Source organism: Stenotrophomonas sp. YJH_SMC_14-1, assembly GCF_059372275.1.
Genome location: NZ_JCAFVK010000002.1, coordinates 469,284 through 491,080, shown reverse-complemented (window position 1 = coordinate 491,080; position 21,797 = coordinate 469,284). Strand labels below are relative to the sequence as shown.

16 protein-coding genes are annotated in these 21,797 nt (G+C 67.8%); 6 read left to right on the top strand and 10 right to left on the bottom strand.

From position 1 onward, the window contains the following. Positions 1 to 26: 26 nt before the first annotated feature. The 4 genes from AC5P9P_RS07250 to AC5P9P_RS07235 all read right to left on the bottom strand — a co-directional run bounded on the left by AC5P9P_RS07250 (position 27) and on the right by AC5P9P_RS07235 (position 6,212). Positions 27 to 1,448 carry a basic amino acid/polyamine antiporter gene (locus AC5P9P_RS07250; RefSeq protein ID WP_033835339.1) on the bottom strand — a complete coding sequence of 474 codons (1,422 nt, stop codon included), beginning with the start codon at positions 1,446 to 1,448 and terminating at the stop codon, positions 27 to 29. Between the two features lie 128 nt (positions 1,449 to 1,576). Next, positions 1,577 to 4,414: a TonB-dependent receptor gene (locus AC5P9P_RS07245; RefSeq protein ID WP_005410533.1), complete on the bottom strand. Its 2,838-nt coding sequence runs from the start codon at positions 4,412 to 4,414 to the stop codon at positions 1,577 to 1,579. Between the two features lie 196 nt (positions 4,415 to 4,610). Beyond that, complete coding sequence (locus tag AC5P9P_RS07240) at positions 4,611 to 5,261, bottom strand: energy transducer TonB (RefSeq protein ID WP_033835323.1); 651 nt, start codon at positions 5,259 to 5,261, stop codon at positions 4,611 to 4,613. A gap of 213 nt (positions 5,262 to 5,474) precedes the next feature. Further along, positions 5,475 to 6,212, bottom strand: a complete 738-nt coding sequence (locus AC5P9P_RS07235) for an SIMPL domain-containing protein (protein ID WP_005410531.1) — start codon at positions 6,210 to 6,212, stop codon at positions 5,475 to 5,477. Positions 6,213 to 6,343: 131 nt separating this feature from the next. Between AC5P9P_RS07235 and AC5P9P_RS07230 the strand changes: the two genes are divergently transcribed. From AC5P9P_RS07230 to tldD, 4 genes are read left to right on the top strand one after another with little or no spacing between them, the layout of a single operon-like run. Beyond that, on the top strand, positions 6,344 to 6,952 hold the full coding sequence (locus AC5P9P_RS07230; RefSeq protein WP_032966937.1) for a Maf family nucleotide pyrophosphatase: 609 nt from the start codon (positions 6,344 to 6,346) through the stop codon (positions 6,950 to 6,952). Further along, complete coding sequence (rng, locus tag AC5P9P_RS07225; RefSeq protein ID WP_005410529.1) at positions 6,945 to 8,432, top strand: ribonuclease G; 1,488 nt, start codon at positions 6,945 to 6,947, stop codon at positions 8,430 to 8,432. Before AC5P9P_RS07230 ends, rng begins: the two co-directional genes overlap by 8 nt. 30 nt (positions 8,433 to 8,462) lie before the next feature. Beyond that, positions 8,463 to 12,329: a YhdP family protein gene (locus tag AC5P9P_RS07220; protein ID WP_495232671.1), complete on the top strand. Its 3,867-nt coding sequence runs from the start codon at positions 8,463 to 8,465 to the stop codon at positions 12,327 to 12,329. Between the two features lie 60 nt (positions 12,330 to 12,389). Then, positions 12,390 to 13,835, top strand: a complete 1,446-nt coding sequence (gene tldD, locus AC5P9P_RS07215) for a metalloprotease TldD (RefSeq protein ID WP_005410527.1) — start codon at positions 12,390 to 12,392, stop codon at positions 13,833 to 13,835. Positions 13,836 to 13,876: 41 nt separating this feature from the next. Here the strand turns inward: tldD and yjgA are convergent, their stop codons facing one another. Then, positions 13,877 to 14,464: a ribosome biogenesis factor YjgA gene (gene yjgA, locus AC5P9P_RS07210; protein ID WP_005410526.1), complete on the bottom strand. Its 588-nt coding sequence runs from the start codon at positions 14,462 to 14,464 to the stop codon at positions 13,877 to 13,879. Between the two features lie 68 nt (positions 14,465 to 14,532). On the opposite strand from yjgA, the gene pmbA reads away from it, so the two are divergent. Continuing rightward, on the top strand, positions 14,533 to 15,900 hold the full coding sequence (gene pmbA / locus AC5P9P_RS07205) for a metalloprotease PmbA (protein WP_288468826.1): 1,368 nt from the start codon (positions 14,533 to 14,535) through the stop codon (positions 15,898 to 15,900). A gap of 87 nt (positions 15,901 to 15,987) precedes the next feature. After that, positions 15,988 to 16,362 (top strand): DUF4870 domain-containing protein, encoded by a 375-nt coding sequence (locus tag AC5P9P_RS07200; RefSeq protein WP_005410524.1) that lies wholly within the window; start codon positions 15,988 to 15,990, stop codon positions 16,360 to 16,362. Positions 16,363 to 16,443: 81 nt separating this feature from the next. Here AC5P9P_RS07200 and AC5P9P_RS07195 read toward each other — a convergent pair whose 3' ends face one another. The 5 genes from AC5P9P_RS07195 to AC5P9P_RS07175 form a co-directional block, all read right to left on the bottom strand. Next, positions 16,444 to 17,322, bottom strand: a complete 879-nt coding sequence (locus tag AC5P9P_RS07195) for a polyprenyl synthetase family protein (RefSeq protein WP_288468827.1) — start codon at positions 17,320 to 17,322, stop codon at positions 16,444 to 16,446. Next, a complete protein-coding gene (locus tag AC5P9P_RS07190; RefSeq protein WP_005410522.1) occupies positions 17,312 to 17,572 on the bottom strand; it encodes an exodeoxyribonuclease VII small subunit in 261 nt (86 codons plus the stop codon). Before AC5P9P_RS07190 ends, AC5P9P_RS07195 begins: the two co-directional genes overlap by 11 nt. Positions 17,573 to 17,608: 36 nt before the next feature. Further along, the gene (gene tilS / locus AC5P9P_RS07185) at positions 17,609 to 18,895 is read right to left on the bottom strand and encodes a tRNA lysidine(34) synthetase TilS (protein WP_495232670.1); all 1,287 of its coding nucleotides are present in this window, start codon (positions 18,893 to 18,895) and stop codon (positions 17,609 to 17,611) included. Positions 18,896 to 19,435: 540 nt separating this feature from the next. After that, complete coding sequence (locus AC5P9P_RS07180; protein WP_033835317.1) at positions 19,436 to 19,981, bottom strand: WG repeat-containing protein; 546 nt, start codon at positions 19,979 to 19,981, stop codon at positions 19,436 to 19,438. Beyond that, the gene (locus AC5P9P_RS07175) at positions 19,978 to 21,684 is read right to left on the bottom strand and encodes an alkaline phosphatase (RefSeq protein WP_033835316.1); all 1,707 of its coding nucleotides are present in this window, start codon (positions 21,682 to 21,684) and stop codon (positions 19,978 to 19,980) included. Before AC5P9P_RS07175 ends, AC5P9P_RS07180 begins: the two co-directional genes overlap by 4 nt. Positions 21,685 to 21,797: the final 113 nt, after the last annotated feature.

Sequence of the window (21,797 nt, the reverse complement as noted above, 5' to 3'; positions counted from 1 at the left end):
TTGTAGAGCCGAGCCCTCGCTCGACTCTACAGTGCCAGCTCACCTCTGGAGAACGCCACCAGCGTAGCGATGGCCACCACCAGAATGGCGCCGAACAACACCCATTCCCAACGCGTGAATACCTGCTCACCGCGTTGCAGCCGGGTCAGTGCGAACACCACCACGCCGGGCACATACAGCAGCACCGACAGCAGCAGGTTGTCGAGGCCTCCTGCATACACCAGCCACAACGCGTAGGCACTGGCCAGCAGCGCCACCGCGAAATCACGCCAGCGCACGCCCGGTTCACCCGCATAGGCGTCCCCGCGCCACGCCAGCTGCACGCCGAACGCGGTGGACAGGAAGTAGGGCACCAGGCTCATCGAGGCCGCCAGCAGCACCAGGCCCGTGTAGCTGCCGGAGTTGACCAGCACCAGCAGCAGGAACAGCTGGATCAAGCCATTGCTCAGCCACAGCGCGTTGGCGGGCACGCCGCGCGCATTCTCGCGTCCCAGGAAGGCCGGCATGGTGCCGTCGCCTGCAGCGGCGTACAGCACTTCGGCACACAGCAGCACCCAGGCCAGCAGCGCGCCGAGTACCGAAATGATCGAGCCGACGATGATCACCGTCGCGCCCCACTCGCCAACGATGGCGCGCAGCACGTAAGCCATCGACGGATTGGGCAACCCCGCCAGTTCGGCCTGCGACAGCACGCCCATCGACAGCAGGCTGACCAGTACCAGCAGCAGCCAGACGCCGAGGAAGCCGATCACCGTGGCGCGGCCGACATCGGCGCGACGGGCCGCGCGCCGCGAGTAGATGCTGGCGCCTTCGATGCCGATGAATACCCACACGGTCACCAGCATCATGCCGCGCAGCTGCTGGCCGAGGTCGCCGAGTGCGGGCGTGCCCAGGAAATCGGCGCGGAACACATCCATGCGGAAGGCACCGGCGGCCAGGATCAGGAACAACGTGATAGGCAGCAGCTTGGCCACCGTTACCAGGCCGTTGACGATGGCGGCGGTGCGCAGGCCGCGCAGCACCAGCAGGTGCACGGTCCAGAGAAGTAGCGACGAAGCGGCCACGGCGGCCGGGGTATTGCCTTCACCGAAGACCGGCACGAAGTGGCCGAGGCCACTGAAGATCAGCACGAAGAAGCTGGCGTTGCCGAGCACCGAGGCAACCCAGTAGCCCCACGCGGCGGAGAAGCCGATGTAGTTGCCGAAGCCTTCGCGCGCGTATGCGTAGATGCCGGTATCGAGATCCGGCCGGCGGTTGGCCAGCGCCTGGAACACGAAGGCCAGCATCAGCATGCCGGCGCCGCTGACCGCCCAGCCGAGCAGCGCCGCCGCCGGACCGGCGCTGCGCGCTACGTTCTGCGGCAATGAAAAGATGCCGGCACCGACCATCGAGCCGACCACCAGTGCGGTCAACGCGGGCAGCCCGAGGCGTTGTGATGTCGCGGCCATGATGTCCCCTGCGGCGCTGATGCCGCTGACCCACGGTAGCGGTGGGCCCGTGAACATGCCTGCAAGGCGCACAACGACGAAGGCCCGGGCAGGTGCCCGGGCCTTCGACGGTGGTGCGTTGAGCGGTATTACTTGAAGGTGTACTTGGCGCCGACAGTGAAGTAACGACCGATGGCGCCGCTGAAGTGCATCGGGTTGTAGTTCACGCCGCCATAGGTCAGCGGATCAAGCGGAGCGATGCGATCGAACACGTTTTCGACCGAAGCGCTCAGCTCGAACTCGTCGGTAACAGCCCAACGGCCGGACAGATCGAAGGTGGTGAACGAGGAGATCTTCTTCACCGGCGTGCCGTCGAAGTAGAAGAACTGGTACTTGCCGCCACGCTTGTCGGTGTTGTCCATGCTGGAGATGTAATTGGCAACGCCGCTCACGCTCCAAGGACCCTGTTTCCAGGTGGTACCGAAGTTGATGCGATCCTTCGGCGTACCGATGCAGTTGGTCACGTCGCAGTTGCCGTGCGTGCCCAGGAAGTCATCGGTGCTGCCACCGCTGGTGCGCTCGAATTTCAGCAGGTGGCTCCACTGCAGATCCATCTCCAGCTGGCCCGGGCCGATGTCGAAGGTCTGGCGGATGTCGGTGTCGATGCCGCGAACGCGCGAGGAGCTGGCGTTGATGTAGGCGGTATTGACGGCCAGGATGCTGCCGGTGCCTGCGACGCCGTTGAGCAGGTTGTTGTCGCGCAGGACATTGCCGGCACGGATCGCGTCATCGGTATCGCCCTGGGCGATCTCGTTGGTGCGCTTGATTTCCCAGGCATCGACGGTCAGCGAGGTGGAGCTGGTGGGCTGCAATACGATGCCCACCGAGTAGCTCTTAGACTCTTCCGGCTTCAGGTCCTTGTTCGGACGGGTGATGATCGCAACCGACTGCGAGCCGCAGTCGTCCGGCGAAGCACCCGGGGCCGGATTTTCACCGTCCGGGCAACGGATCGGATCCGAGGCCGTGGAGAAGGCGGCCAGGCCACCGTCTCCGTTCTCGGCCGGGTTCGGTGCACGGAAGCCTTCGGCGTAGCTGGCGCGCAAGGCGATCCAGTCGGCCGGCGTCCACTTCACGCCCAGCTTCGGCGTGGCCTTGCCTTCACCGCTTTCATACTTGTCGTAGCGCAGTGCAGCGGACAGTTCCAACTGCTCCAGCACCGGTGCCGACAGTTCGACGTAACCGGCGTAGACGTTCTGCGTGCCGTCATAGGCGGAGTAGCCCAGGCCGATGATGTCACCCGTGTCGGTGTAGGTCTGCGGGGTCAGGCTGTTGCTGGTCTTGCGCCATTCGGTACCGATCGCCAGGCCCAGCGGCCCCCCCTTCAGATCCATCAGGCTGCGCGACACGGTGAAGTCGAACATGTCCAGGCTGGACTTGGCGCGTGCGCTGATCTTCGGCGAGATGTAGTCGTACAGTGCCTTGGAGTTCAGGTTGGCATTGTCACCGATGCGCCACACGCCACCGGCACAGTTCGCGTCGCCCAGCGCGCACTTCACGGCGCTGTAGCGCAGGAAGCCGGTGCGCTCGTTGACCAGGTCGGTGCCCGAATGCAGGTAGGCGGTGTCATAACTCCAGTCGCCCCAGTTGCCCTTGACGCCGACCAGGAAGCGGTTGAACTCGTTGGTGTTGTCGGTCACGCGCGGGCCGACATCCCAGGCGCTGTAGCGCAGGCGCAACGGGCCGTTGCCCAGGCCGGCAGGCCGGTCAGGATGATTCGGGCCGAGCACCACGGCACCGTCGCCGCTGTTGGCGTTGACCGGGCCACCCGGGTAGCCCCAGCCGCCGGAAACACCGGACGGCGTGTTGCTGAAGGTGGTTTCCTTCTTCGAGTAGCCGATCTCGGTGTAGATCTCGCCGCCCTCGCCGAAGGCGAAGCTGGCACGTCCGAACACGTTGACGTACTTCTCTTCCGGCGAAATGTCGCGGTACAGCTGCGCCGGATCCCACAGGCAGCCCTGCGCGGCCACCGAAGCATCGGTCTGGCCACCAATGGTGGTCAGGCCCTGGCAGCCCGGCAGCGGTACCAGCGTCGCCGGATTGGTCTCGGTGACATTGCGGTCGTCATACACCGAACCGTTCGGTCCGACACCGCCACGGGTCCTGCCGCTGAGGAAGGCGCCGCCCAGGAACTGTGCATTGTTGCCGTAGCCCCACTGGCGGGTGTCGCCGGTGCCGATCCACTTGCGGTTCTTGCGGTCGCTGATCTTGATCGCGTCGCTCTTGCCGACGTCCAGGCTGAAGAAGGCGTTCCAGCCGTCGGTGGCCATGTCGCCGGTACCGGCGGTCAGGGTCGCCTTGCGGGTATCGCCGTCGCCGTCGCCGGAGACGCCATAGGAGCCACGCAGGATGGCGCCCTGGAAATCACTGCGCAGGATGATGTTGACCACGCCGGCGATGGCATCGGAGCCATAGATCGCCGAGGCGCCGTCCTTCAGCACTTCCACGCGTTCAACGGCGTCGAGGGGGATGGTGCTCAGGTCGGTGAAGACCTTCTGTCCATCATCGGCCAGGCCATAGGTCGCCATGCGGCGGCCGTTCAACAGGACCAGGGTCGAGCCCGCGCCCAGGCCGCGCAGGGAGATGCCGGCGCCACCGCCGGCGAAGCCGTTGCCGAATGATTTGGGAATCGAGCCGGCGCCGTTGGCGGTGATGGTCTGCAGGTATTCGGCGACCGTGGTCTTGCCGGTGCGGTCGATTTCCTGGCGGGTCACCACCTGCACCGGGGACGGTGTTTCGGTGTTGGTGCGCGGAATGTTCGAACCGGTAACCGTGATGCGGTCCAGGTTGGTGGCCTTCTCCTGCGCGAAGGCGGAGGTGGAAGCCACGGCGCCAACCAGCAGCAATGTGCCGCCGGTAAGGATGTGGGTGATGGACGATGCCAGGGTGCAGCGGCGGCGGCTGGCGGGCCGTTGGATCAGGTGTTTCACAGCTTCTCTCCTAACTGGAAAACCGTAGCGTTGAGGGCTGTCTCCGGAGTGTCCGGGACGGGCCAATCTAGGTTTCCGACGGGTGACGAAGTCGTGAAATTTTGCTTAATCCGTAACGTTTGAACTGGAACTTTGCCGAGTTTGGCAGTTCGGTCCCGAAGGCCGGTCCGACAGGCGGTCGGACCGGCCCGGGTCGTCAGTCCGGCAACGAGAACTGCACCGGCACCAAACCGATGGCCGGTACCGCTACACCATCACGCTGGGCCGGTTCAAAGCGCCAGCGCTTGAGCACCTGTTGGCGTGCAGCCTGGTCCAGGTGGCGGGAGCCACTGCTGCGCTCGATGCTGACCGCGACCGGCTGGCCGCCGCTGTCGACCTCCACCCGCAGCAGCACCGTGCCCTGCTCATGGTTGCGCAGTGCGGCGACCGGATAGGCCGGTGGCGGGGCGCTGCGGTATTGCAGCTGGGCGCCGGCCAGCGGTGCATGGGTGTCGATGCTCGACGCGAGTTGCGGCGGGGCCGGTTCGGCGGCCGGCAGCATGATGCCCTGCGTTTCCTCCACGGTCGCGGTTGGGGCCGGCAGTGGCGGTGTCGCCGGCTGTGCCTGCGGTTTCGGCACGACCCGGGCGACTTCCTTCGGTTCCTGCAGCACCGGTGGGGGCGGCGTTGGCGGGATCTTCTCGATCAGCCTGACCGTGGTCTTGTCACGCGGGACCTGCACGGCCTGGTAGGTCGCCGGGATCAGGAGCAGCAGGAACGCGAGCAGGTGCAGGGCGATGGCCGCGCTCCAGGCGGCAACGCGGGCGGGGTCGAAGTGCGGGGATGCAACGGGATACGTACGAACCATGGTCCACCTCCATGCCAGTGACGAAGTCCTCAACGCACCAGGGCCCGTGGCGGGGTTGCCGCACGCGGCTGGCAGCCAATCATTAACGCCAGGCCCCGGCCACTGCCTAGAGGCAGGGGCAGGATCGTTGGGCTGGCCTTCAGCCAGCCGCCCCGGTCCATGAAAAAGGCGGGCCCCTGCGGGACCCGCCTCTGTCTACCGGAACGGATGGGATCAGCGACCCAGCTCGAACACCACGTCCAGATTGACCGACACAGTGGATTCGCCCGGGGCGACCGGCGTGGCCTTGTCCATCGCCGCGCCGGCGGCCATGGTCCGCATCATCGGCATCGGGCGGTAACCACCGCCGGCATTCTCGGAGATGCTGACGATGCGGCGCACCTGAAGGCCGAGCGACTTGGCATAGGTCTGGGCGCGGGCCTGGGCCTTCTTCAGCGCGGCCAGGCGCGCTTCGTCATAGACCGGTTCCGGCTGGTCGATCTCGAAGCTGGGGCCGTTGATCTGGTTGGCGCCCTGAGCGGCCAGCGCGTCCAGCACCTTGCCGAGCTTGGCGATGTCACGGACCTTCAGGCTGACCGTGTTGCTGGCCTGGTAGCCGGTGATCTTCGGCGCTTCGTTGTCGGCATAGCGGTACTGCGGATTGAGGCTGACGCCGCTGGTCTGCACGTCGCGCTCGGCGATGCCGGCGGCCTTGATCGCGGCCAGTACCTTGTCCATCTGCTGGGCGTTCTGGCGCATGGCGCTGTTGCCATCGGCGGCCTGGGTGACCACACCGGCCGACAGGGTTGCCACGTCCGGTACGCGGGTGGCTTCGGCATTGGCCGAGATGTTCAGCAGCGTGCCTTCGGCCGCGGCGGCGATCGACGGCGACGACGGGGCGGCATGGGCAGTCATCGAGGTTCCAAGGGCGAGGGACAGGGCAAGCAGCAGCGGGGTGGCGGTCAGGCGCATGGAGAACTCCTTGTTGTGCCGTTGAGGGTGGTGTCGTAGCGATGAACGCGCTGTGAGCCCGTTCGGGGTTCAACGCGTTCCGGGACGGGTTGCCGACGATTCAGGTGGCGGCCTCAGGTTATGCTGTGCCGATGCTCTATCTTGCTTCCCGCTCCCCCCGACGCAACCAGTTGCTGGCCCGACTCGGACGCCCCTTCCAGGCCCTGGACCTGGAGGTCGTCGAGCAGCGCGCGCCCGCTGAAAGCGCCGAACAGTATGTGTGCCGGGTCGCCGCCGACAAGGCGCGCGCCGGCCTGGCCCGGGTGCTGGCCGATGATCCGCAGGCGCGGGTGCTCGGCTCGGACACCGAGGTGGTGCTGGACGGTGAAGTGTTCGGCAAGCCGGCCGACGCCGCCGGCGCCCGCGCGATGCTGGCGCGCCTGGCCGGGCGCACCCACCAGGTGATGACTGCGGTGGTGGTGGTCGGCGCCGACGGGCTGGACAGCGAACTGGTCATTTCCGAAGTGACCTTCGCCCCGATCGCCGCCGCCGACATCGCCGCCTATGTCGCCACCGGCGAGCCGTTGGACAAGGCCGGGGCCTACGCCATCCAGGGCGGGGCCGAGCGCTGGATCGAACATCTTTCCGGCAGCTACTCCGGCGTCATGGGGCTGCCATTGCTGCATACCGATCGTCTGCTGGCGCGCTGTGGCGTGCCGGCCCCCACTGCCGATGCCGCCAGGGAGGCTGCCGATGTCTGAGGAAATCCTGGTCAATGTGACCCCGCGCGAGACCCGGGTCGCGGTGATCGAGAACGGCATGCTGCAGGAACTGCACATCGAGCGCGGTTGGCGCCGGGGTGTGGTCGGCAACATCTACAAGGGCAAGGTGCAGCGGGTCATGCCCGGCATGCAGGCCGCGTTCGTCGAGGTAGGCCTGGAGCGCGCCGCGTTCCTGCACGCCAACGACGTGGTGCGCCCGGCCCCGGTGGCCAGTGCAGACACCGAGAACACGACCCTGCCGCCGCCGGCCAGCGTGCCCATCGTCGAGCTGCTGCGTGACGGCCAGGACATCGTGGTGCAGGTGGTGAAGGACCCGATCGGCACCAAGGGCGCACGCCTGACCACCCAGATCAGCATTCCGTCGCGCTACATGGTGCTGCTGCCGCAATCCAAGGTGGTGGGGGTGTCCGCGCGCATCGAGGATGAAGCCGAGCGCGCCCGCCTGAAGGCCCTGGTGACCGAGCTGTCTGCGCAGCATGGCGGCTACGGCTACATCGTGCGTACCAATGCCGAGGGCCAGCCGGCCGAGGCCATCGCCGAGGACATCGCTTACCTGTCGCGGGTCTGGAACGTGGTCGAGCGCCGCGGCCGCGAAGCGGCCTCGTGCAGCAACATCTATGAAGACCTGAGCCTGCCGCTGCGTTCGGTGCGCGACCTGATCCGCAAGGACGTGGACAAGGTGAAGGTGGACTCGAAGGAAACCTTCGCGCAGCTGCAGGCGTTCGTCGCCAAGTACATGCCGGTGCTGGCCGAGAAGCTGGAACTGTATTCAGGCGATCGCCCGATCTTCGACATGTTCGGGGTGGAGGACGAGATCGGCCGTGCGCTGGACAAGCAGGTGCCGCTGAAATCCGGTGGTTACCTGGTGATCGACCAGACCGAGGCGATGACCACCATCGACGTCAATACCGGTTCGTTCCTCGGCCAGCGCAACCTGGAAGAGACGGTGTTCCGCACCAACCTGGAAGCGGCACAGGCGGTGGCCCGCCAGCTGCGCCTGCGCAACCTGGGCGGCATCATCATCATCGACTTCATCGACATGGACGATGCCGAGCATCGCCGCCAGGTGCTGCGCACCCTGGAAAAGGCGCTGGCCCGCGACCATGCCAAGACCACGGTGTACGACTTCTCGCCGCTGGGGCTGGTGGAGATGACGCGCAAGCGCACGGTGGAAAGCCTGGAACGCCAGCTGTCGGAAACGTGCCCGCAGTGCAGTGGCCGTGGCAGCATCAAGACCACCGAAACGGTGACCTACGAGATCTTCCGCGAGATCACCCGTGCCGTGCGCCAGTTCGATGCCGCACGCCTGCTGGTGATCGCCTCGACCAAGGTGGTCGCGCGCATCACCGACGAGGAATCCTCGGCGGTGGCCGAGCTGGAGGAATTCCTCGGCAAGAGCATCCGCTTCCAGGCGGACGAGCAGTACCTGCAGGAGCAATTCGATGTCGTTCTGCTGTGATCCTCGCCGGCCGCAGGCCGGCGGTGGCCGATGAGCGCGCCGCCGCGCCTGCGACTGCGAAGGATCCGCCGTCATTTCATTGCCGCCTGCGCGGTAGGCCTGGTCGGGCTGGCACTGCTGGTGGGTACCCTCAGCCAGCTGCTGCCGCTGGCCGAGCGTCACCCCGACAGGATTGCCGCCTGGCTGAGTGAGCGTGCCGGCCAGCCGGTGCATTTCGACCAGCTGCAGACGGCCTGGACCCGGCGTGGTCCGCTGCTGCAGCTGAAGGGCCTGCGCATCGGCGCCGGTCAGGGCCTGGCCATCGGCGAGGCCGAAGTGCTGGTGTCGATGTACAGCGGGATGCTGCCTGGTCGCTCGCTGACCGAGCTGCGCCTGCGTGGCCTGGCACTGGACCTGCAGCAGGGCAAGGACGGCCGCTGGTCGGTGCGTGGCCTGCCGAAGTCAGACACGGGCGGTGACCCGCTGGACGCGCTGCGCCGGCTGGGCGAGCTGCAGGTGATCGATGGCCGCTTGGGTGTGCATGCACCGGGACTGGGTATCGATACCACCCTGCCGCGTATCGATCTGCGCCTGCGCGTCAATGGCGACCGCCTGCGTGTGGGCGTGCGTGCCTGGGCGCAGACCGATGCCCTGCCGCTGACCGCAGTGCTGGACGTGGACCGCGCGCGCGGCAACGGGCAGGCCTGGCTGGGTGCCGATCCTGTTGATTTCCATGCCTGGTCGCCGTTGCTGGCAGCTGGTGGCGTGCGCCTGCGCGAAGGCAAGGGTGAGCTGAACCTGTGGCTGACCCTGCGCGACTTCGCGCCGGTGGCGCTGACCACCGATTCGGACCTGCGTGACGTGCGCGTCGACGGTGCACCGATGCCCGACGTGGCAACGCCGCGGTTGCAGCTGCAGCGCTTGCAGGCGCGCCTGCGCTGGCAGCGCCAGGCCGATGGTTGGGCGCTGCAGGTACCGCGCCTTCGTTTGAAGACCGAAGACGGCGAACAACAGCTCGATGGCCTGCAGTTGCAGGTTGGCAGGCAGCTGCGGGTGAGTTCCGGCGAAGTACAGGCCGGTACGGCGCTGCGTGCGCTGGCGCTGAGTGATCGCCTCGAGCCAGGCCTGCGCCATTGGTTGTTCCTGTCCAAACCGCAGCTGGATGTGCGAGAGCTGCAACTGGCCGGCGAACGTGATGGCCCGTTGCGGGCACAGGGCGAGCTGCAGTCGCTGGGCTTTGCCAGCGTTGGCAATTCTCCGGGTCTGCGCGGCCTGGGGGGACATTTCGAGGGCGACGCCGATGGCTTCAGCCTGCAGCTGCAACCGCAACGGCAGCTGCAGTTCGATTGGCCCACCGGCTTCGGCGTGCGGCACGACCTGCACCTGGCTGGACAGATCGTGGGCTGGCGTGACGAGGGCGGTGGCTGGCGTATCGGCACTGCGGCGATGCGCGTGGAAGGCACCGACTACGCGGCCGATGTGCGCGGTGGTGTCTGGTTCCAGGGCGACGGCACGCGGCCCTGGCTGCAGTTGGCGGCCAAGCTGGACGATGTGCCGATGACGGCGGCCAAGCGCTTCTGGATCCACTCCAAGATGAGCAAGGGCGCCACCGACTGGCTGGACATGGCGCTGGCCGGCGGCCAGGTGCGCAATGGCATCGGCCTGGTCAGCGGTGACCTGGACGATTGGCCGTTCGACAACAACGATGGCCGTTTCGAGGCCACCGGCCATATCACCAACGGCGACATCCGCTTCCAGCACGACTGGCCGCTGATGCGCCAGGTCGACGCCGATATCGCCTTCATCGGCCCTGGCTTCGACATGCATGGGCGCGGGGACCTGGCCGGTGTAGCGGTGCAGAAGTTCGAGGCGGGCATCCAGGACTTCGGGCAGCAGCCGCTGTACGTGCGTGCCGATGCGCAGAGCGAGGCCGGCAGACTGCTGGCAATGCTGCGGCAGAGCCCATTGCACAAGGACTATGGCGACACCCTGGACAACCTCACGGCTGCGGGCCCGGCGCATGTGACCTTCGACCTGCTGCAGCCGCTGCACCACGATGAAGGCGGCGGTCACCTGCAGGGCACGGTCGACCTCAATGGTGTGAAACTGGTGGACAAGCGCTTCCAGCTGGCCTTCGACAACATGCATGGGCAGGCGCGCTACAGCAATGGTGGCTTCGGTGCCGAGGAACTGGCGGTGCGCCACCTCGGCCAGGACGGCCGCCTGAGCCTGCGTGCCGGCGGCTACGTGCACGACAGCAGGCTGGCGTTCGAGTCGCAGCTGACGGCCAACCTCGACGCCGGTGTGCTGATTGACCGCGCCCCGGAAATGGCGTGGCTCAAGCCCTATATCGCGGGTAACTCGCCCTGGACCATCGCGGTCAACCTGCCCAAAGTCGCACCGGGAGCGCCCGCACCGCCCAGCGAACTGCGCCTGAGTTCGGATCTGGTGGGAACCCGCCTGGACTTGCCGGCACCGCTGGACAAGCCGGCCACCGAGCCGCTGGCGACCACGGTGGCCGCGCAGCTGCCGATGGGCGCTGGTCGCATCGATGTGGCCTTTGGCCAGCGTCTGGCCCTGGCCGCGCGCAGCCACAACAACCGCACCGGTGTGCAGGTCACCCTGGGCAGCGACCATGCCGATCGCGAGCCGCCGCCCAGCGGACTGTCCGTCAATGGCCGCAGCCCGACTCTGGATGCGCTGGAGTGGATCAGTCTGGCCCGTGGTGGCAACGACGATGACGGCATGCCGCTGCGTGCAGTGGACGTGCAGGTCGGCAAGCTGATGCTGATCGGCGGCGTCTTCGAGCAGACCCGGTTGCAGCTGCAGCCGGGACCGCAGGCGCTGGACGTGCGCCTGGATGGACCTTCGCTGGCCGGTCGCCTGACCGTACCCAACGCCGAAGGAGGCACCATCAGTGGCCGACTCGACCGTGTGCACTGGCAGTCGCTGCCGCCGGCGCCGGGCGCGGCCGCGCCAGCCCGGGTGCAGGCCGGCGCCAACGACATGGACCCGGCCAAGCTGCCGCCGTTCGCGCTGGACATCGCCGACCTGAAGTTCGGCAAGGTGGTGCTGGGCCAGGCGGTGCTGCGTACGCGGCCGCTGGCCAATGGCCTGAACGTGGACGAGCTGCGCTTCCGCGCGCCCGACCAGGAAATCGACATCAGCGGTCGCTGGCTGGGTCGCACCGGTGGTGCCCGCACCGAGCTGACCGCGCAGGTGCGCAGCGAGGACCTGGGCGGCCTGATGCAGAACCTCGACTACGGCGGCCAGCTGCGTGGCGGCTCTGGCCAGGCGCAGCTGCAGGCCTCCTGGAGCGGGGGGCCGTCGGACTTCCAGCTGGCCAATCTGCAGGGCAGCCTTGATCTGCACGCGCGTAATGGCCAGCTGCTGGAGCTGGAGCCGGGCGCTGGCCGTGTGCTGGGCCTGCTCAGCGTGACCCAGCTGCCGCGGCGCCTGATGTTCGACTTCCGCGACTTCTTCTCCAAGGGCTTCGCGTTCAACCAGGTCGACGGCAGCGTGCAGTTCGGGCAGGGCATGGCCCGCACCGACAAGGTACTGATCGAGGGCCCGGCGGCGAACATCACCATCCGCGGCCAGGCCGACCTGCGCAACCAGCGGTTCGACCAGACCATCGATGTCAACCCGCGCGCCGGCAACCTGCTGACGGTGGTCGGCGCGGTGGCCGGTGGCCCGGTGGGCGCGGCGCTCGGCGCGGCCACCAATGCGGTACTGTCCAAACCGCTCGGCGAGATCGGCGCCCGCACCTACAAGGTGACCGGTCCATGGAAGGAGCCGAAGGTGGAAGTGATCGAACGCAGCCGCGACAAGACCCCGCCAGCGCCAGCGCCAGCGCCCGCGCCGCGCCCGGCCCCGGCCGTTCCGCCGCCCGTTACCGACCTGCCACGCTCACGCTGAGCGTGGACCTCCTGTTCACGGGGCTTGCCTGAGCGCCCCAGCACCCCCAGATCGAGAACCATGACTGATATCGCCCTGACGCTTGCCCAAGATCGCCTGCTGCGCCCCGGCGGGCTGGATACCGATGGCCTGGAGCGCACCTTCGGCCAGCTGCTCGGCCCCGGTGTGGACTTCGGCGACCTCTATTTCCAGCACGCCCGCCGCGAGAGCTGGAGCGTGGAAGACGGCATCGTCAAGGACGGCGCCCATTCCATCGAGCAAGGCGTGGGCGTACGGGCGATGTCCGGCGAGAAGACCGGATTCGCCTACTCCGACGACATCCATGCCGACGCGCTGCTGGCCGCGGCGCAGTCGGCGCGTGCGATTTCGCGCGAGGGTGGCGCGCAGTCCGGGCGCTCGCTGCTGCGTGGCAATTCACGCGCGCTGTATCCGGCGCTGGATCCCATCGATGGCGTCGGCAACGAGGCAAAGGTCGAGGTGCTGAAGCGCCTGGACGGCTACCTGCGTGCCGCCGACCCGCGCGTGAAGCAGGTGATGGTGAGCCTGTCCGGCGGCGTGGACACGGTGCTCATCGCGCGCAGCGACGGCGTGCTGGGCGCTGACGTGCGCCCGCTGGTGCGCCTGAACGTGCAGGTGATCGTCGAGCACAACGGCCGCCGCGAGTCCGGCTATGCCGGTGGCGGTGGCCGCTATGGCTACGGGGAACTGTTCGCTGATGGCCGCCCGGAAGCATTTGCGCGCGAGGCCCTGCGCCAGGCGCTGGTGAACCTGGACGCCGTGCCGGCGCCGGCCGGCGTGATGCCGGTGGTACTGGGACCTGGCTGGCCCGGCGTGCTGCTGCATGAAGCGGTCGGCCACGGCCTGGAAGGCGACTTCAACCGCAAAGGCACCAGCGTGTACGCCGGCCGCATCGGCGAACGCGTGGCGGCACCGGGCGTGACCATCGTCGACGATGGAACCCTGGACGGGCGTCGCGGTTCGCTCAACATCGACGACGAAGGCCACCCGAGCCAGTGCACCACGCTGATCGAGGACGGCATCCTGGTCGGCTACATGCAGGACAGCCTCAACGCACGCCTGATGGGCATGGCACCGACCGGCAACGGGCGTCGCGAATCGTTCGCGCACCTGACCATGCCGCGCATGACCAATACCTACATGCGCGCCGGCCAGCACGACCCGCAGGAAATGATCCGCTCGGTGAAGAAGGGCCTGTATGCAGTGAACTTCGGCGGCGGCCAGGTCGACATCACCAGCGGCAAGTACGTGTTCTCGGCCACCGAGGCCTACCTGATCGAGGATGGCCGTATCACCGCGCCGGTGAAGGGAGCGACCCTGATCGGCAACGGTCCGGAAACCATGCAGAAGGTGCGCATGGTCGGCAACGACCTGGCCCTGGACGAGGGCGTGGGCATCTGTGGCAAGGACGGGCAGAGCGTGCCGGTGGGTGTCGGCCAGCCGTCGCTGTTGATCGAGGGCATCACCGTCGGCGGTACCCAGGCCTGAGCCGGGCGATGGCCAGCGCCACCGCCCGCGCCGGCGCGGACTCAGTCCTCGTCGGCCTCGTCGGTCTCGACGTGGCCAGCGTCTTCGGCGCTGGCCTTCAGGCCGAGCGCCGCAGGCAGCATCAGTGCGCGCAGCACCTGGTAGATCTCGCGATAGGCACGCGGCGGCTTGTTCTTCGCCTTCTCGGCCTGCGCATTGCGCACCAGCGTGCGCAGCTGCTGGCGGTCGGCCTGCGGGTAATCGTCCAGCAGAGCGGCCAGCGCCTTGTCACCTTCGGCCAGCAGGCGCTCGCGCCAGTCTTCCACGCGGTGCATCATCGCCACTTCGCGGCGGCCGGTTTCGCTGTTGGCATCCAGCGCATCGCGGATCGCATCCAGCGTGGCTTCTTCTTCGCGGCGCATGTGCTTGGCCAGGAACGCCAGCTGGCGCTTGTGGGCGATGTGCGCGGTGATGCGCTTGCACTCGGCGATGTGCGGCAGCAGGTCTTCCGGGATCGGCAGGCGCGCCAGCTGGGCCGGTGTCAGCGACACCAGTTTTTCGCCCAGGGCCAGGACGTCGAGCGCGTCGCGCCGGTTCTGGCTGCGGCTCTTGTCGTGGAATTCACCGGTTTCTTCGTCGCGTCCGCGCATCGTCCATACCTGATTTCAAAAAAAGTCGCCCGGCGTGATGCCGGGCCCAACCCGTACAGGATAAAGCATTGAACGTGATCGCCCCTGAAGCCGCCGTCGGCGACGACAGCCCGGCCCGGCTGGAACGGCTGGCCGACCTCTCCCAGCAGCTGCTCGACCGCGCCCGCGCGCTGGGCGCCAGCCAGGCTGAAGTCAGCTGCAGCGAAGACCGCGGGCTGGAGGTGAATGTCCGCCTCGGCGAGGTCGAAACCGTGCAGTCCACCCGCGACCGCGGCATCGCCGTCACTGTGTACTTCGGCCAACGCAAGGGCAGCGCCAGCACCGGCGACCTGAACGAGGCCAGCCTGGCGGCCACGGTCGAGCAGGCCTGCGCCATCGCCCGGCATACCGAAGATGACGCGGCCGCCGGCCTGGCCGAGGCGGCCCTGATGGCCACCCACTTCCCGGACCTGGACGGCTGGCACCCGTGGGCGCTGCAGGCCGACGAGGCGGTGGACCTGGCCCTGGCTTGCGAAGCCGCAGGCCGTGAGGCCGATGCGCAGATCCGCAATTCCGACGGCGCCTCGGTGTCGAGCATGCAGAGCCTGTCGGTCTATGCCAATTCGCATGGTTTCATCGGCCGTGAGCGCGGCACCCACCATTCGGTCGGTTGTGCGCTGATCGCCGGGCAGGGCGATGGCATGCAGCGTGACGGCTGGTACACCAGTGCGCTGGCTCGCGAGGACCTGGAGGACGTCGGCATGGTCGGACGTCGTGCCGCCGAGCGTACTGTCGCCCGCCTGCAGCCACGATCGCTGGCCACCGGCAGCATGCCGGTGCTGTTCGCCCCGGAAGTGGCGCGCAGCCTGGTCGGGCACCTGCTGTCGGCGGTGTCCGGCGGTGCTCTGTATCGCCAGGCCAGCTTCCTGCTGGACAGCGTTGGCCAACGCCTGTTCCCGGAATGGATGCAGATCGAGGAGCTGCCGCACCTGCGCCGTGGCCTGCGCTCGGCCGCCTTCGACGGCGACGGCGTGGCCACCCGGGCCTCGGCTCTGGTCCGCGACGGCGTGCTGCAGCGCTATGTGCTGGGCAGCTACTCGGCACGCAAGCTGGGCCTGCAGACCACCGCCAACGCCGGTGGCGTGCACAACCTGCAGTTGGCGGCCAATGCCGGCCCGCTGCAGGACATCGCGCGGCAGATGGGCGATGGCCTGCTGGTGACCGAGCTGATGGGGCAGGGCGTGAACGGCGTGACCGGCGACTATTCGCGTGGCGCGGGTGGCTTCCGGGTCGAGAACGGCGAGATCCAGTACCCGGTGGACGGCATCACCATCGCCGGCAACCTGCGCGAGATGTTCAGCAGCATCGAGGCGGTCGGCAGCGACGTTGATCCCCGCTCGCACATCCGGACCGGTTCGATCCTGTTGGGGCGGATGACCATCGCAGGTAATGATTGATGCCGTCGATGGCGTAAGCTATGCCCGCCTGACGCAATCAGCTGGGTGCTGGTTGGTCAAGACCACCCAATGAAAAGGAGTTTTGTCGTGAGTGAATTCGATAACGTCCCGCCGCCGCCACCGGCCACCGCCGACGTTCCGGCCGACCAGCGCACCATGGCCCTGGCCGCGCACCTGCTGGGCATCTTCACCGGCTTCATCGGCGCGCTGATCATCTGGCTGATCAACAAGGACGATGCTGGCAAGGCCTTCGTGACCGACCAGGCCAAGGAAGCCCTGAACTTCCAGATCACCGTGACCATCGCCATGGTCATCAGCATGATCCTCACCATCGTGATCATCGGCGTGTTCCTGGCCCCGATCGTCGGCATCATCAGCCTGGTGTTCAGCATCATCGCTGCGGTCAAGGCCAACAACGGCGAAGCCTATCGCTACCCGTTCGCGCTGCGCCTGATCAAGTAAGATCGTCCGCACGCGGAACTGAAAACGCCCGGCACTGCCGGGCGTTTTCGTGTGCGGGGAATGCCGGGCCGCGTGCAGCGATCAGTGATCGCGTTCCACCGCCAGCGTCGCCAGCGCGCGCAGCGCGTCGGCTTCCTCGCCATACCCGGCCAGGATCGACTGCATGCGCGCTGCGAGCTCGTGCAGCTGGGCCTTTGCGCCGTCCATGCCAAGCAGGGCGGGGAAGGTGCTCTTGTCCTGCGCCTGGTCCTTGCCGGCAGTCTTGCCCAGCTGTTCGGAACTGGCTTCGACATCGAGGATGTCATCGCGGACCTGGAAGGCCAGGCCGAGTGCATCGGCGAAACTGTCGAGCTGGGCCAGCTGCGGTTCGTGGGCCTGGCCGCACAGCGCGCCCATGCGCACTGCCGCGCGGATCAGCGCGCCGGTCTTCAGCGCGTGCATGCGGGTCAGCGCGGCCAGCGCCTGCTGCTGGCCGGTGGCATCGATGTCCAGCGCCTGGCCGCCACACATGCCGGACGCGCCGGAGGCGTGGGCCAGGGTCTGCAGGCAGGCCACGCGCAACGTGGCCGGCAGCGGCGCATCGGCCAGCAGGCCGAAGGCACGGGTCTGCAGGGCGTCGCCAGCGAGGATCGCGGTGGCTTCGTCGAAGGCGACGTGGGTGGTGGGCTTGCCGCGACGCAGGGCGTCGTCATCCATCGCCGGAAGGTCGTCATGCACCAGCGAATAGGCATGGATCAGCTCGACGGACATGGCCGCCGCATCCAGGCTTTCCGGCTGCGCACCGAACAGGTGACCACTGGCGTAGACCAGCAGGGGCCGCATGCGCTTGCCGCCACCAAGCACCGAATAGCGCATGGCCTGATGCAGGCGCTGCGGCGCCTCGGCAGGCGAGGGCAGGGCGGCATCGAGCTGGCTTTCGATACGGTCGCGCCAGCGCGCGAACAGAACCTCAGCCGTCATGGCTGGGCGGGTCGAAGGGCTCGGAGGCTTCCGGCTGCGCCGGATCACTGAGCAGGCGCACGCGCAGTTCGGCCTGCTCCAGTGCCTGCTGGCACTGGCGGTACAGACCGACACCACGCTCGTAAGCACTGAGCGAAGCTTCCAGGCTCAGCTCGCCGGTTTCCATCTGCTCCACCAGCTGCTCCAGCGATTCGAGCGACTGCTCGAACTGGGCGACGGGGGAGGCGTTTTCGGGGGACTTCTTGGCCATGCGGCAAGTGTGGACGGGCCGCGCGCGGGGGTCAATTCACCAGCCGCCCGGGAGCCACTGCAACTGCGCGTCATGCGCCTGCAACCAGGCCTGCAGCGGTGCGGCGATGACCAGGTCGGCGGCGGCCAGCAACTGCGGGCCATCAAAGATCAGCGGCAGCTGCGCGCGTCGCCAGGGGGCGAGGTGCTCGCGTTGCAGGCAGTCCTTCAGCGCGTGCGAATGCTGGCGACCCGGCAGCAGGATGCGCTCGCCGCCCACGCGTGCACGGACCTGCCGTGGCTGTTCGAAAGCGCCGGCGCCCAGCAGGCTCAGCTGGCCGCCGTCGGGCAATGGCAGCGGTGCACGGCCGTCCCACACGGCCTGCCAGTCGAGGGGCAGCGAGGGCAGCCGGGCCGGCAGCAGATAGGCGTGGTCGCGCCATTGCTGGATCACGTGCTGCTGCCAGCGCACACGCGCCTGGCGGTCGGTGTCGGCTGGCAACAGCTCCTCCAGCGCCTGCTGCAACACCGAGGCCGGCAACGGTGCCGCATCATGGCCCAGCACCCACGCGCGCAGCACGCGTGCCGCGCGGCGCGGCGACATCTGGCGCAGCAGTTCCAGTGACAGCACGCGCGGTGCCACTTCCAGATGCGCGATCAGCTCGGCATCTTCCTCGTCCAGCAGTTCGCGGGTCTGCCGGCAATGCGTCGCGCTGCCCGCCAATGCTGCAGCCGCATGCGGCCAGCGCTGGCGCAGCAACGGCAACACCTGCAGGCGCAGGAAGTTGCGATCGGCGTGGTCTTCCGCGTTGCTGGGGTCTTCGATCCAGCGCAGCGCGTGCTGGCGCGCGTAGTCGAGCAGTGCACTGCGTGGTACCGCCAGCAGCGGGCGCCACAAGGGATGTTCGCCAAGGCGGCTGTGCGTGGACATCGCCGCCAGGCCATCGACGCCAGAAGCGCGCAGGGCGCGCAACAGGAAGGTCTCGGCCTGGTCGTCCTGGTGCTGCGCCAGTGCCAGCGTTTCGCCTTCGCGCAGCTCAGCCGCGAACGCGGCACGTCGTGCCTGTCGCGCGGCACCTTCGGTGCCCAGGCCTGTGCCGTTCTCGACCTGCACGCGGTGCACGGCCAGCTCAATGCCCCAGGCGTCGCATTGCTGCCGGCAGTGCAGCACCCAGTCATCCGCATCGGGTTGCAGGCCGTGATGCACGTGCACCGCGCGCAGGGCGCTGCCGGAGGTCTGCGCGCAGCGCCACAGCCAGTGCAGCAGCACGGTGGAGTCGACGCCACCGCTGTAGCCCACCAGCAGCGGCGCATCCAGCGGAACGAGGGCAGGGAAGGCAGTCACGGTGGCAAGTATAGGGTGGGGTTTACTTGGCAGGGCTGCGCCCTGCACCCGCTACGAGCCAGAGCAACAGCAACAGCAACGGCAGAAGCTGGTTTCCTGAAGGTTGGCGGGGTGGGTCCGGTTGCGGGAGACGCCGTAAACCCGTCCCTGGGGGCTTGGCCGCGGCATCCATGCCGCGGACACTCCCGCAACCGGACCCACCCCGCCTTCGACAGTTTCCTTCGAACTGTCGGGTTGCTCATGGGGTCAGATCCGTTTTCCTGCGGAAAACGGATCTGACCCCGGATTCAATTCGATATCTGACAGATACGATCCACGCAAAGCGTGGATGGTCCAACCGTCACCGGAAAACTGTCGGGGGTGGGGCGGTGTGGGTGGGCAGGACCGTTGGCGCCATGGATGGCGCCATCGAGCCCCCAGGGATGGGTTTACGGCGTGTCCTGCCCACCCACACCGCCCCACCCAACTCACAGAAAACCAGAGCCGCTTTTGATCTTGCTTTGGCGTCTGCAGGTGCAGGGCGCAGCCCTCCCGAAAACCCTACTTCACCCGACGACCCGAACGGTCGATGCGGAACCACTCTCCGCCTTCCATCGGCGTGTGGCCATCGGCATCCGGCGTACCACGACGGCAACCATTGCAGACCTCGGCCACGCCGTCCTGGAACGGCCATGCGAAATCGAAGGTGCCGGGCACCACCTGGCGGAACGTCAGGTCGAAGTAGCCCACGCGGTTGCCGACGCGAGCGCGCAGCAGGCCTTCCTGCGGCGTTTCCGGGCCGTTGTCCCAGGTCAGCACCGGCAGGCTGCGGCCCTTGCGGTCGACGTAGTGGAAACCCTGGTCGGCGTACACCACTGCCAGGCCGTGGTCGTCGTAATTCAGGGCCTTCAGCGTGTCGGCACTGATCTTCGGCCGGTGATCGATCACCTCGCAGTTGGGCAGTGGCCACAACCCGTGTTCATCGGTCAGCAGCTTGCATGCCGGTGCCTGTGCCGCTGCAGTGGCGCTGACCAGCACGCCTAGCAGGGCCAGCGACCGCGCGAAGCGGCCGCTGGCAGCGTCAGGGCGGGCCTGCCGTGCGATCACTTGGCCTCGGCCTTGCGCTCGAACGCGGTCGGTGCCGGCAGCTGCACCGGCACGCCCTTGTCATCGCAGGTGCCGGCCTGGCACAAGCGCTCGCGCAGGGCCGGGGTGGCCTGCACGATCATGTGATAGATCGCGTTCTGTTCCAGCGTGCCGCGGATCGCCTTGCTGCCCGGGCCGCGTGCCCAGATACCGACGTCTTCGCCGCCGTGCGATTCGGACTTCATCGGCACCAGTGCTTCCTGCATGTAGTCCGGATGCTCGGTGTCGACCTCGCGCAGGTTCGGGCGGCCGTTGGCCGGTTCGAAGCTGCTCGGGTTGTGCGGGTAACGCTTCGGGCCGGCCGGCTGCTGGTTGCTGCTGCCGGTGTGGCCCGGGCCGTTGGCATAGCTCAGGGTGGTGTACGGCTGGCCGGTGCCGTCCAGGGCGTAGTCCAGCTTGCCGGCGCCGTCTTCGCCGCCCTTGTCCTTCACCTTGCCCAGGATCGGGTTGCCACGTGCCGGGTAGCCGACGAAATTCAGCGTGTGGGAGTGGTCGGCGGTGACGATGATCAGGGTGTCGTCGGCGGAGGTCAGTTCGTTGGCCACGCGCACTGCGTCGGACAGGGCCACGGTCTCGGTCAGTGCACGGTAGGCATTGCCGCTGTGGTTGGCGTGGTCGATGCGCGCGCCTTCGATCATCAGCACGTAGCCTTCCTGGTGCTTCGACAGATTCTTGATCGCTGCGGCAGTCAGTTCGGCCAGGCTCGGCTCGCCGCCCGGATCCTGCGGGCGCTCGTACTCGTAGCGCATGTGGTCCGGCTCGAACAGGCCGAGGATGGCCGGCGCGTTGGCGGCGGCGGCCAGCTGCTTGCTGTTCCACACGTAGGCACCCTGCGGGTGCGCCTGCTGCCATTCCTGCACCAGGCTGCGGCCATCCAGGCGCTGGCCGACCTTGTCGTCGTACTCCGGATCGCGCTCTTCAACGGTGGTGAACTCACCGCGGCCGCCACCGAGGGCGACCAGGGGGCCGCGGCCATAGCGCGAGGTCGACAGCAGCTGCTGGGCGATGTCCTTGCAGCCGGCCGCCTTGGCGGCTTCGGTCAGGTCGGTGTCGTTTTCCCAGTTGCGCTCGGGCGAGTGCGCGTAGGTGGCGGCCGGGGTGGCGTGGGTCAGGCGTGCGGTGGACACCACGCCGGTGGCCAGGCCGGCGCTGTCGGCCAGCTGCAGCCAGGTCAGCAGGCCCTTGGACAGGCTGTCGGCACAGTCCGTGCGGCTGCCGGCGCTGACGCCGATCGCACCCATGTGGGTCTTCACGCCGGTGGTGATGGCGGTCATGGTGCCGGCCGAATCGGGCGTCTGCGAATCGGTGTTGTAGGTCTTGCTGAATGCCGTGGCCGGGAAGCGCTCCCAGGACAGCAGGTTCTCTTCGCCGGAGCCACCCTTCTGCTGGCCCTCGTAGATGCGCGAGGCGGCCACGGTGGTCAGGCTCATGCCGTCGCCGAGGAACAGGATGACGTTCTTGGCCTTGCCGGACATCGCACCGTTGGCGGCGGCCTGGGCGGCGCCACTGCGGTACCACCACTGCGGGGTCTCGCCGGCCGGGTGGGCGACGGGGTCGACGGCGACCTTGAGGCTGGCCGGGGCAGTGGCGGGGGTGGTGCTGGCGCAGGCGCCCAGCAGCAGGGTGGTGGCGCAGGCGGCCAACAGGGAGACGGAACGGCGCATGGACGCTGGGATCTCACAAACTGTAACGGGACGTTCATTATGCCCGCCCTCGCAAGGCACGCCGATGACACACTGATTTGCCGGCCGGGCGGTCGTTCCCCAGCCGTTGATGG